This is a genomic window from Paenibacillus sp. FSL H7-0716 (assembly GCF_038002705.1).
In the GTDB taxonomy this organism is placed as follows: Bacteria; Bacillota; Bacilli; order Paenibacillales; family Paenibacillaceae; genus Paenibacillus_AQ; species Paenibacillus_AQ odorifer.
In genome coordinates, this window is record NZ_JBBODA010000014.1 from 84,570 (window position 1) to 97,296 (window position 12,727).

Below are 12,727 nucleotides of genomic sequence, written 5' to 3' on the forward strand. Positions count from 1 at the left end.
CAATATTGCCCGCAGCAACGGAGAACTCCGTGCTGCGGGTTTTATTGTTTTCTAACGGTCTACGGGACTTTGAGTAATACCGTCATGCCCAAATAACGCATCCAGCTTTGTGACATCCTCATCGTATTTATCATGCGTAGTCATGATGAGACGTTCGAATACGCCCTCAAGGCTAATGCGAAGATGGTTCAGTGCCTCTGCGGTAATCCCACCACGGACAGCGACACGTTCTTGGAGCTCTTGCGGGGTGAATTCTCCTTCTGTTAGCAGCTTACCTGTTCCAAGCAGCATTTCACCTGCAAGCCGGCTGATTAACGTCTCTTCAATCCCGGTAACTTCCACCGCAGCTTCAATCCAGCGTTCAATGAAATAGCTCAAGAACGCAGGTCCGCAGCTGGAGAAATCAGAAGCGATTCGGGTATGGGCCTCTTGAATTTCCAAAGGAACACCTATGAAAGACAACAGCTGCAGCAGCACAAGCCTGTCTTCTTTATTAAGCCTGCTGCCAAATATGCACAGTGATGTCCCACTTTTGACACAGTGTGTAATGCTGGGGATAATCTTGGCTATTTTGGACGGCAAAGCGGATTCCAGATGTTGCAATTGAACGGGACTTGTAATGGATACGACGATTTGATCGCTGCGGAGATAAGGGCCGATCTCATTTGTTAAGGTTTTGAATTCCAGCGGTTTTACACATAAAAAAACAATGTCACTTCCAGTCGCTGTTTCACTATTGCTTCCGCATAAGTTTATGCCGGGATGACGATCTTCCAGCTCCAGCAGTTTATTCAGACTGCGGTTGCTGGCGAGTACATCGCACGGATTCAGGGCTCCGGAAGAAAGAAAGGCGTCAATCAGCAGGCTGCCCATGCTGCCTGTTCCGATAAATCCAACTTTCACCTGTGGTTCCTCCTTTCTAGCGTTGCTTATTTACTAACTGACATGAATGCTCTTCGTTATATGTATGCAGGATAGACTTGGACAGATGACAGGTTTTGTATGAATTATTAAAGGAGTTTCCAGCCGCAGGAATGTATGAAGATTCACAAAAAGGCATAAGAAGAATTTTTGTGAGGAGGAAAGTAATATGAATAAAGGAAGTATCGTACTCGGAGTGGCTGCTGCTGTAATAGGAAGTGGGCTTTTATGGGCGGCAGGGAGTAAAGGCGATTCCGGGATTGCCGGGTGGGAGACTTTGAATGTTGGTATGGAGCAAGCAGTTGGAATCGCTGAGTCTGGTGACGCTCCAGCTGCTGGTGGCAGTGAGGGAGGTCATCAGACGAAGGGAAATAAGCTGCATTTAGAGAAAGATGCAGGGCAGGGTGAAGCTGCTGGGAATGCTAAAGACGGTGAGAAGGTTAAGGTGGCTGCGCAAGCAGAACAAGCTGACCAAACTTCGGCAGCTGAAAAAGCTTCGACAGCCGCTGCGGGGGAGAGAGCAGAAGGAGCGGACCAAATGCCAATGGCAGAAGGCCAAACACCAGCAGGGGCAGAAGTTCAACCGCCAAACATTGCAGGGAAGCAAACGCCGGCAGGGGACAAAGTTGTTGCGGCTAAGGAGGTGACTGAGCTTTCCGCATCAGCAGCTTCACAGGAAGGTAAAATAAATGTGAATACTGCGGGTGTTAAGGAGCTGATGGATCTTCCGGGTATTGGAGAAAAGAAGGCTCAGGCAATTATGGATTACCGCAACCGTGAGGGTACTTTTCGCAGCCTGTCTGATCTGGGGAAGGTAAAGGGGATAGGACCTAAAATGCTGGAGAAGTTAAAAGCTTTAGTAATATTTTGAAGATAAATAAGAAATGAAGATCGTTGGAAGTGCCACAACCGTTGTCCTAGTGAAAACTTGCGGGGATGTGCTACAATAGTTAACAACTATTTAGAAGGATATGGAGATTGATTATGACTACTGCCTATCGTAAAGACTGGGATACTTATTTCATGGACATTGCCTGTATGGTCTCAACTCGTTCACGCTGCTCACGACGACATGTAGGTGCTGTACTGGTGCAAGGCAAGAAGCTGCTTGGTACCGCGTACAACGGGGCGCCAATGGGCGTACCAGATTGCTCAGAGGCAGGTTGTATGCTCTCGGAGCAATATGAGATGGAGATCGTGGATGGCGTAGAGACTATGGTAAAGAAACAGCGCTGCATTCGCACGATTCATGCCGAACAGAATCTTTTGCTATTCACAGACCGGATTGACCGGGAAGGCAGTACCGTCTACGTGACGGATGAGCCTTGCTGGACCTGTGCAAATATGCTGGCTAACAGCGGTATTGTGGAGATTGTGTATTATCGTCCTTACCGTAAGGATATGGAAAAGGTAGAAGCAATGATGGCTGCCAAAGGCATCGTTTTTCGCCAATTGGAGAATTATGAGCCGCCAAGTGAAACGATGATTAAAGTAGCGGAGTAGCTGTATTGTACAACCCTAATTGAATAAGATGGCTTGAGGAAGAACCTCTCGTGCGCTTTTATGGCGTATGCAGAGGTTCTTTTTTTTATCTTGCGAAAGGAGGAGAATGGAGGCGTGAAGGAGAGACCCTTATTAGGTTTTACAGTGTGTTGGGTGGCTGGAAGTGCAGCAGCGTGTTTAGGCTCAGGGTTTAGATTGTGGTTAGCGTGGGCTGGTTTATTAATTTTACTGGTGAGTATGAGGGTTTGGGTGAACATAGGCTGGAAGCAGCTGGCGGTATTTTGTTTGGCGATTATTTTATCCGCTGGATATTGGGAATGGAATGAAGGCCGCAATGTAAGTCATCTGCCTGAAGTGTTGGGGAGATTAATGTCGGAGTTGAATGAGACTGCCGTGGAGGCTAAGGGTACGATTGTTTCCGTTGTGGAACGGGACGGGGACCGGGTTGATTTTACGATGAAGCTCTCAGAGTTATCGTTGATTACTGAGGAAGATGCCGCTTCGCCTGATCCGCGGGACGAACAAGATAAAAGAGTGCATGGGGAGTTAATTATGGTGCAGATCAAACTACTTGCCGAGCAAGAAATCGCTATTGCTGCGGAGTGGCGCAGAGGGGATCAGGTGTCGCTAAACGGTGTACTTGAAGAGCCAGCGACAGCGCGGAATTACGGAGGGTTTGATTATCGGGCCTATTTACATACGCAGAAGATTCACTGGCTTCTAAAGGGGCAGGGGGCAGAGAATGTGCAAGCAACCGCTCCAGATTCATGGAATCCGTTAATGATCTTACGCTGGAATGATGAAGCGCGGGCAGTGCTTGGAGCGGAGACGGATCGGCTGTTTCAAGCGCGCCATTCTGGATATATGAAGGGTTTGGTGATTGGGATGCAGGATGATCTCGATCCGGATACCTTTAAGCAGTTCTCACAACTTGGTTTGACACATATCCTCGCCATTTCAGGCATGCATGTTGCGGTGTATGTTGGTGTTCTTTTGTTTATATTCAGGCGCTTACGGATGACAAAAGAAACTACGCTAACAGTCACCTTAGTGCTCGTTCCTGTATACGTCCTGTTGACAGGTGCGGGTCCGTCTATCGTGCGTGCGGGATTAATGAGTATGATTGCATTGCTCGCTGCACGAGTTGGCATGCTGAAGGATGGACTGAATATTTTGGCTGCAGCGGCACTGGTTATGCTGATTTGGAATCCTTACATGCTGCTCAGTGTGAGCTTCCAGCTGTCATTTCTGGTGACCTTAGGATTAATGGTCTACGTTCCGCTTATGGACCCTCTGCTGAGCGCACTGCCACGCTGGCTTAAAAGCGCCGTCTCTGTGACTCTAGTTGCCCAGTTGGTCTCATTTCCATTGACGATTTATTATTTTAATCAATTTTCGCTGCTGTCTTTAGTGGCTAATCTGGTTTTTGTGCCCTTTATTACTTTTATCGTATTGCCGTTAGGAACGCTTGCGCTACTGCTTGGACGATTGTGGGGAGATGCCGCGATTTTTTTGGCACATATTACGGAGCTGCTGAATAACGTTACTTTTTATGCGGTTGAATGTATTAATGGTTTTGCTGGCGGAGTCCTGATTTGGCGCTCGCCTTCACTGCTGTGGATCGGAGTGTATTATGTCTTGTTGTATGGGCTGTTGTATGCTGCCAAGCTAAGAGTAGAAGCCCGCGCAACACCTCAGTATATGGAGGATGAGACGAGGCCGTTAGCTGAGATTAGTCTACCTGTGAACAAGCATGGCGGGTTTGGGGGAGCGGGGAGCGCACAGTATTTTTTGGATGAATCTAAGATCGTACGTTGGAGCGGAGCGATTGTTCTACTATCAGCGGTTGGACTGGGTCTAATGCTGTACAAGGGGTATCAGTCAGAAAGTCAGGCGGGTAAAGGGACGATTAGTTACCTGGATATCGGGCAAGGCGACAGTATCCTCATCACTACACCAAAAGGAGCTCATATTCTTGTAGATGGTGGAGGAACGTTAAATTTCGGGCAAAAAGAAGAATGGCGCATTCGCCGCAGCCCGTTCGAGGTAGGGGCTAAAGTGTTGGTGCCTTTGCTTAAAAAACGTGGGATCCACCGTTTGGACGCGATTATTTTGACTCATGGGGATCAGGATCATGCCGGGGGACTCCAAGCTGTTATGGAGGCGATTCCGGTCTCGACATTGCTTTTTAATGGCACACTCGCTGACCGTGAATCTTATATGGAGATGATGCGGACTGCGCTGGAGAACAATGTTCAACTGTATGCCGTACATCAGGGAATGAGGCTTTCCCCGGATGATAAGACGGAGCTGTCCTTTTTATGGCCGGAAGAACAAGATAGAGAGGGAGCAGCGTCAGGTTCTTCTATGCTGAATAGCATCCCACTGCTGGAGGATCAGAACCACGATTCTGTAGTTTTTCGTCTAGAGATGAACGGCAGAAATTTTCTGTTTACTGGAGATATGGATCTGGAAGCGGAGCAGGAGATTGTGCAGCAAGCACTGCAAAAGGGCATTAACGCAGGACCTTCCATTGACGTTTTAAAAGTAGCCCACCATGGGAGCAAAACTTCAACAGGCGAGTCTTGGCTGCAGTTCTGGCATCCAGCCGCTGCTGTAATTTCTGCAGGAGTAAATAATCTATATGGTCATCCGAAAGCTGAAGTATTGGAACGTTTGGAAGCTAATCAAGCTGCTATTTTTAGAACGGATCAGCAGGGAGAGATCCAGATGCGTGTGCGGGCCGACGGGATTATTGTGCGTCATAAGTTGGCGGAGGGAGCGGATTAAGGAAGGTAGTAGAGTAATGTGATTGAGTGCTGGGTGGTGTATGTTAATTTTCGCAGACTCTATAAAGCTCCTTTTAAGCTCCTTTCGTGGTATTTTACACCACTATAAAACCTATAACCTTGTTTAGTTGCACTTTGTGCAATAGATCGTACTTTAAAGTAGCTGGATCTTCATTTAGTTGCACTTTGTACACTTAAAATCTGGTAAAACGTCTATTTCTCTAATTTGGAGCAGAAATAGTTGCATGAAGTGCAACTAAATCACTTTATGAGCTGGAAAGATCTTTTTTAGTTGCACAAAGTGCAATTGAACGCTCCATATGAACATATCAAAGCGCCTCAGTTACATATTATCGTTGTAGCGATACTAACTTTCGCATAAGTTCCTGTTACTTGCTGATGATCCCAGTCCATTTGTTCTAGCACCAGCTGCTCTAATACTGTAACTGTTGTCCCTGTTCTAGCACCAACTGCACTAATAATGTAACTATTGTCCTTTCTAGCACCAGTTGCTCTAAGTATGTAACTGTTGTGCTGTCTAGTACCTACTGCTCTAATGCAGTAACTGTTGTCCTTTCTAGCACCTACTGCTCTAACGCAGTAGCTCCTTTCCCTATCTAGCGGCAGGTGCTCTAACGCAGTAACTGCAGTCTCTGTTTAGTAACTATTGTCCTTTCTTGTACCTACTGCTCTAATCCAGTAGCTCCAGTAGCTCCAGTAGCCCCAGTAGCCGTCGTCCTCCTCCAGTAATTATTGCGTACGCATGCACAATCTATGTAAACGCTTTATAATAGAGATAGAAGATTCTGGCAAACTCTATACCTACTTAAACTATGTTGCAAAGTGCGGTGGTGAGAAGCTTGTGTGCTCCGTGTTTTGTAGCGAATTAGGAGATGAAGCGATAGTGAATACATATGCAGAATTTAGAGTCACAGCGGAAAGTGTATACGATGTTCAAGTGGAACGCAGTAATCCAATTGGACATGTTTGGCAGATGATCGCCAGGGATCATGAGCAGGTGTTCGGAAAAGCTCCGGTACAAGGAGCAGCAGCTACTGTAATTATTCGTTATGCGACTGAGGATGATGGCTGCCCGGAATGGGCGGAGGGTTTTTGTTTGCGTTTTACAGGTGGTGAAGAGGATCGGATCTTGCATATTATCGGCCGTGATGAATTGGGCATTATTTATGGGATGCTTCATTATAGCCGCCACGTGCTTGGTGTAGATCCCTTCTGGTTCTGGGCGGAGCTTCCTCCTGCTAAGAAAGATGTGATCAATCTGCCTATTTCTGATTACAACAGCATTCAGCCAAAGGTGCGTTACCGAGGTTGGTTCGTGAATGATGAAGTGTGTCTTATCGGCTGGAAGGAGGATTATCCTCCGACGGCGGAGGTATGGGAGCCTGTTTTTGAAGCGCTGCTGCGCTGTGGTGGGAATATGGTAATCCCTGGTACAGATTTGCCGAGAGACGGAATTCATCATCAGCTTGCGGTGGATATGGGACTGTGGATCACACATCATCATGCGGAGCCACTTGGCGCGCAAATGTTCCTACGTGCTTTTCCGGGCAAGCAGGCTAGCTATAAAGAATATCCAGAATTGTTCGAACAACTGTGGAGAGAAGCCATCGAGCGGCAAAAAGATGAAAAAACACTCTGGGTGCTCTCCTTCCGCGGACAGGGCGATAAACCTTTTTGGGAGAATGATCCCTCTTTTGATACTCCGGAGAAACGGGGGGATTTGATCTCATTTGTGGTTCGCAAGCAATACGATATGATCTGTGAATATGTAGACCAGCCTGTCTGCTGTATGGCGATGTACGGAGAGATTGCGGAGTTGTATAAACAGGGAAAGATCGAAGTTCCAGAAGGTGTTATTAAAATATGGGCGGATAACGGATACGGCAAAATGGTGTCGCGACGACATGGCCATCTGAATCTGCGCGTGCCTGCTCTACCCGAGGCAGGAGATCAAGGCAAAAACGGGGTATATTACCACGTCACCTTCCACGACTTGCAGGCCTCCAATCATCTAACACAATTCCCAACGGATCCGTCCTTTATAGTGGAGGAATTACAGGGTGCATTTGCGACAGGGGCTAGTGAATATCTGCTGGTGAATTCAGGGAATATTTTGCCTCATCTCTATACATTAGATCTGACAGCAAAGTTGTGGATGGATGGAATAGCAGATGCTGATGAGCAGCTTCAGACCTTCGTTAACCGTTTCTACACAGCGCAGCAGGGGCGAATTGTCCAATTGTACAAAAGCTACTTCAAAAACACCATAGTATATGGTCCTAATGCTGACGACCGCGCAGGCGATGAATTCTATCATCATCCGGCAAGGCAGATTATAGGGCATTGGCTGCAAAATAAGATGGAAAGCGATGAGCGACTGCGCTGGGCCGCAGGGGATGTTCCTTTTGTAGAGCAGGTTCGATGGTTCAGGGATCGTGCTGAGCGAGTTGTACTAGTCTGGTATCTGCTGCGAAAGCAGTGCCAAGAGGTGATGGAACTTTTACCCGAAAAAGAGCGAAACAGGCTGCATGTTCAATTGCTAGTTCAAATTGAGCTGCATTGGAGCGGGTGCAGAGGGTTATCCTCTCTTTGCCAGGCGTATATGTGTTACCAAGAAGAGCGATTTCCAGAGGCGTTTATCGAAGCTTCTCATGCGGTTTGGGATTATAAGGAGGGACAGCAGGCTCTTTTACGGGCAGAGATCGGCCAGTGGAAACATTTTTATCGGGCTGATTGGTTGACCAATATAGCCAACACTATAGATCACGTAGAAACGGCCCGTAAATTTTTGCGGATTCAGGGGGATAGTCCGGATATGTTTCTATGGTATAAGGAATATTTGATGCCCGAGACCGAAAAGCATATCTATCTGGAAAATACGCATCGTAATCCGTTACCGGACGATGAGCTTGCACGGCGGCTGGAGGAGAAATTCAACTCTCTTTAAAAAATATCCGCACACCACTAGTGAACGCTTAAACGTTCATCGGTGGTGTTTTTTAATGAATGACCTATTTTTTTATTTTAGAGGGAACTTTTTCAAGTTTGGAAAGTCTTATTAGGCAAGGGGTGAGGCGAAATATGCTAAGCGAAGATATACCATATACAGCAGCGTACGCGCCCGCAATGAGTTTGCGGGAAATGATGGAGGCGTATGGCTCGGATGTGTGGAATTATGCTTTTTTCTTAACTAGAAGTCGAGAGCAGGCTAATGATATCAGCCAAGAAGTATTTTTGAAGGCGTATAAAAATGTTGGGAAATACCGGGGGCAATCTTCGATGAAAACCTGGCTGCTTACGATTACCAGAAATACGGCCTTCAGTTGGAGCAAAAATAGCTTTTGGCGCAGATTCATAGCTTTGGGTGATCAACCTACTACTGTTAATGCACCTTCTGCGGAAAAAGAAGCTCTTGGCAATCAGTATGCGAACCGTATCTGGGAAATTATAATGACCCTTCCAGAGAAGAACAGAGAGGTGCTTGTGCTAGATATTCAACATGGATTATCCATTGCCGAAATGTCAGATTTGCTGAATGTAGCACAAGGAACCGTGAAATCTCGGCTCGCGCGGGCGAGAGAGAAGGTTAAAGAGGCTATCCAGAAGGAGGAGCGGGAATGAAACGCAACGAGGATGATAGTAATCCAGTGATGATCGGGCAGACGGATTGGTATGCGCAAGCAGGCAAAAGACCTTTTATTGAAGATGGTTTTACGCCTGAGTTAATGATGCGGATCGAACAGGCTGCTGCGAATAAAAGTTCAGGTTACAAACGTTATTGGATGAATAAAAATGTGGTGTTGACCAGTCTGGTTACGATTTTGTTGATAGGTTCGCTTACCTTCCCTATGGGCATATGGAAAAACACAGGACCAGTCCATTCGTCATCCGTTCAGTCCCAAGGCGCAGGCATACTGCCTTCTTCTAGTCCTGCAACTAATGATAAAGCGTTAGAGCCTCCGACAAGTCCAGTAGAATTTGAGATTAACGGTAAGAAATACTATATGCCTTTGCCAATGAACAGAGATAAGAGTAAAGCGTATGCCGTTGAGACAACAGCGGGAATCCTTTGGTCGCCGCCACCCCCGATGGTGGACTACAAGAAGCCAAAGTACACACATCCTACAGAACCGTTCACTCTTTATCTGAGCTCTAAGGACCAGACAGAGCTATCGGCTTCTTCAGCTACTAGGATTTATACTTTACCTCTTTATGCAGGAGGGGCAAGTACTTATCAATATTTGAGTGGATTTTTTGGAGCGGGCGATTACGCTCTGCTATTTACCTATACGAAGACTATAGGTTCAGGCATTATGGAGAATGGTAGATTTTTTATTCTAAATGTTAAAAAAGCAGCGACAGGAGAATCTGTGGTACCGAAAGAGCTTACGTCCTTTGATTGGGAGCTATTAGAATATAAGTCAATAATCGCAGTGGATAAGGAGCATGACCAGATCGTATTTAGTTACCTAGAATACCCGGTAGATAAGACATACCGAGACAAAACAGTGCTTTATGATATGGAGACCTTAAGCATTCAAACACCTGCATCGACCATTGGATTTAGAGACATTGATGGACAATCGTTAACCATGGAATATGAGATGAATGGGGAACTTTGTAAAGCAGATATTCTTACGAAAGGTGGACCAGGGTGGATAGATGAAGATTGGGCATTTTTATCAGAAGAGCGACAAAATGAGCTGTATCAGGAATTTTACAGTCAGACTCCCTAGTAGATAATTCACTAAATAAAAGCTATACTTTTTGATAAAGTATTTTCTTTTGAGAAGAGTGGAGCCGAAGCGATGAAGAAGTTAACGATTGATGATGTGGCTCAAAAAGCGGGAGTTTCGAAAAGTACGGTCTCCCAATTTTTGAACAAACGTTTTAAATATATGAGCGAAGCGACGAAAAACCGGATTGAGGCCGTAATTGAGGAGCTTAATTATCAGCCAAATGGTCTGGCGCGCAGTCTAAAGCAGAACCGGACGCATATGGTCGGGATCATTGTAGCCAATATTGACTACACACTGTCAATCCAATGTATCCGGGCGATTGAGAATGAGCTGCAGCATCACGGAATCCAAGTGATCATATGCAACGCAGATGAGAATGCGGAGAAAGAAAGCAAATATGTAGAAACCTTAATCGCTCGTCAGGTGGATGGGCTGATTATTTTTCCTACAGGGAATAACCCGTCTGCCTATAGTAAGCTGATAGAGGCTGATTTTCCGTTAGTCTTTATGGATCGCCTGGTAGATGGAATCACCACGCAGAGTCTATTGCTGGACAATGAAATGGCGGCAAAGATAGGCGTAGGGCAACTAATTCAGCAAGGCCATGAGCGGATTGCTCTGGTGTCCCTCCCAATTGGGGAGCATGCGATTACCCCTCGGAAAGAGCGGATAAGTGGCTACAAAAAAGCGATGGAAGAAGCGGGCATAACGCTGCGTGGGGAGTATATTTGCAGTGTATCCAAAGAAGAATTAGCTACGGGGCTGGAACACTTATTAGCACTGCCGGAGCCGCCGACTGCACTGCTGGCTACGAACGACATTACACTAGCGGAGATTCTAAAATATGCGAATCGAAATGCCATCTCTATTCCAGAACAGTTGTCGGTCATCGGGATAGATGATGCGGAATTCGCGCAAATTTATAATCCGGTCATTACGACAATCAGTCAGCCTGCTTACGAGATGGGGATGCAGGCTGCCAAGATTATACTCTCTTGTATCGAGGATAAGGGAGCTTCTGTTCCAATTACATATCGTTTCCCGCCGACCTTGCAGCAAGGGCAGTCGGTGAAGTCTTACAAATAAGTTTGAACTATAAAAAGGGGGAGTACCCAGCAGCTATTTCTTAGCTTGTCGGGTACTCCCCCTTTTATTGGACCTAACTTTATCTAAATACTAAACTTGGGTTTGATTGGGTAATATTCTCGCGTACGAAGTCACTATCGGACTCAGCTGACCTTATATGCAGTATAATCCCATATTTGGAGTACTATCGGACCCCATCGCAGTTATCGGCATGGAAAACATGCTAAATGCCCTTTTTCATAAGGAATAGCGTCACTGGAGTCCGAAACTACGCCGCAAAGGTAAAAAAATTGCAAATAGCGTCTTCTGGGTCCGAAAGCCTCAAGGGACGTGATTACACTGCTGAAGCATAGCAATAGCAATAGCAATAGCAATAGCGATAGCATAGCCATAGCAAAGCCAAAGCCATAGCATCATAGCATAGCCATAGCAAAGCCAAAGCCATAGCATCATAGCATAGCAATAGCAGCCAATCAGCGACCCAAAAAGAGCAGCGCTCCTCCAATAACGGAGAATCGCTGCTCTTTTGCGATTATTAGACTTCTTGTTGCATAAACTTCGCAAGTTCCTCACGGGTGGGAAGTCCGTCCATATCGCCTGGCGACATGACGGCTAACGCACCGATCGCATTGCCGCGTTTGACGGCCTCAGCAATCGGAAGCTTTTCCAGCATCGCACTGATTACGCCAACCGCAAATCCATCACCTGCACCCACCGTATCAACAACCCGCTCGACCTTGAATCCGTCCACGTAACCTTCCCCAGCAGAGGATTTATAGTAAGCGCCTTCAGGGCCAAGCTTGATGACGACTAAGCTTACGCCACGCTCCAGGTAATAGTCTGCAATCTCTTCGGGTGTGCTCAGTCCGGTAAGGATTTTACCTTCACCGAGTCCCGGCAGGAACCAGTCGCAGCGTGTAGCCAGATCATTGATGGTACTCACCATTGTTTCTGTATCCGGCCATAAGCTAGGACGCAGATTAGGATCCAGAGAGATCGTCTTTCCTTTACTCTTCATAAATTCCATAGCGTGAATAGAAAATTCATGACAGCTCTTGGACAAAGCGGCGGAGATACTTGTAACATGCAAATGTCCTGCGAAATTGAAGTAGGCCTCGTCAAAATCCTCCAAACTAAGCGTGGAGGCCGCGGAGTTTTTGCGGAAGTATTCGACCTTTGGATCGCCGGTAACCACTTTCGATTTGATAAGCATACCTGTTGAATGCTCTTTAGTAAAAGTAATATTGTCCGTATTAATGTTCTCATTTTTCATCGCCTGAGCAATGAATGCGCCAAAGTTATCTTCGCCAAGCTTCGTAACATAACCTGTAGGATGATTCAAACGCGACAAGCCTGTAGCCACGTTGCTTTCTGCACCTGCTAATGCTTTGGAGAACGAAAATACTTCATGCAGAGGACCGGCCTCATTCGCATAAAACATCGCCATCGGCTCCCCGAAAGTGACGGCATCCAGCTGTTTACTCATTTTTAGTTCCTCCTAGGGTAATGATTTTATCCCAGTATAATGATTTGTAATTTGAAATTATCACATAAATCGGTTTTGTACAATAAAAGAATGATTGTTAACCAAAAAACTTTTTTTGTGAAAAGAAAATAATATCTCCATAAACCCTTGTTGTATAAAGGTTTGTATTAGATTTTATTACT

The 12,727-nt window shown here is 46.1% G+C and carries 9 protein-coding genes; 7 read left to right on the top strand and 2 right to left on the bottom strand.

Annotated features, from left to right (window positions below; all coding sequences use genetic code 11):
• Window positions 1–51: 51 nt before the first annotated feature.
• A complete protein-coding gene (comER, locus tag MHH60_RS18420) occupies window positions 52–903 on the bottom strand; it encodes a late competence protein ComER (protein WP_076137392.1) in 852 nt (283 codons plus the stop codon).
• A 187-nt stretch (window positions 904–1,090) separates the two neighbouring features.
• On the opposite strand from comER, the gene MHH60_RS18425 reads away from it, so the two are divergent.
• The 7 genes from MHH60_RS18425 to MHH60_RS18455 all read left to right on the top strand — a co-directional run bounded on the left by MHH60_RS18425 (window position 1,091) and on the right by MHH60_RS18455 (window position 11,059).
• The gene (locus MHH60_RS18425; protein ID WP_076137390.1) at window positions 1,091–1,792 is read left to right on the top strand and encodes a ComEA family DNA-binding protein; all 702 of its coding nucleotides are present in this window, start codon (window positions 1,091–1,093) and stop codon (window positions 1,790–1,792) included.
• A 113-nt stretch (window positions 1,793–1,905) separates the two neighbouring features.
• A complete protein-coding gene (locus MHH60_RS18430) occupies window positions 1,906–2,424 on the top strand; it encodes a deoxycytidylate deaminase (protein WP_076137388.1) in 519 nt (172 codons plus the stop codon).
• Between the two features lie 114 nt (window positions 2,425–2,538).
• A complete protein-coding gene (locus MHH60_RS18435; RefSeq protein ID WP_076137458.1) occupies window positions 2,539–5,214 on the top strand; it encodes a ComEC/Rec2 family competence protein in 2,676 nt (891 codons plus the stop codon).
• Between the two features lie 903 nt (window positions 5,215–6,117).
• Window positions 6,118–8,181, top strand: a complete 2,064-nt coding sequence (locus MHH60_RS18440; protein WP_232061441.1) for a glycosyl hydrolase 115 family protein — start codon at window positions 6,118–6,120, stop codon at window positions 8,179–8,181.
• Between the two features lie 134 nt (window positions 8,182–8,315).
• The gene (locus tag MHH60_RS18445; RefSeq protein ID WP_076105892.1) at window positions 8,316–8,855 is read left to right on the top strand and encodes an RNA polymerase sigma factor; all 540 of its coding nucleotides are present in this window, start codon (window positions 8,316–8,318) and stop codon (window positions 8,853–8,855) included.
• Window positions 8,852–9,970, top strand: a complete 1,119-nt coding sequence (locus MHH60_RS18450) for a hypothetical protein (protein ID WP_076137387.1) — start codon at window positions 8,852–8,854, stop codon at window positions 9,968–9,970. Before MHH60_RS18445 ends, MHH60_RS18450 begins: the two co-directional genes overlap by 4 nt.
• 72 nt (window positions 9,971–10,042) lie before the next feature.
• Window positions 10,043–11,059 (top strand): LacI family DNA-binding transcriptional regulator, encoded by a 1,017-nt coding sequence (locus MHH60_RS18455; RefSeq protein WP_076137385.1) that lies wholly within the window; start codon window positions 10,043–10,045, stop codon window positions 11,057–11,059.
• A 535-nt stretch (window positions 11,060–11,594) separates the two neighbouring features.
• On the opposite strand, the gene MHH60_RS18460 is transcribed toward MHH60_RS18455, so the two are convergent.
• Entirely contained in the window at window positions 11,595–12,545 is a 951-nt protein-coding gene (locus MHH60_RS18460) for a sugar kinase (RefSeq protein ID WP_076137384.1), read from the bottom strand.
• Between the last annotated feature and the right edge of the window lie 182 nt (window positions 12,546–12,727).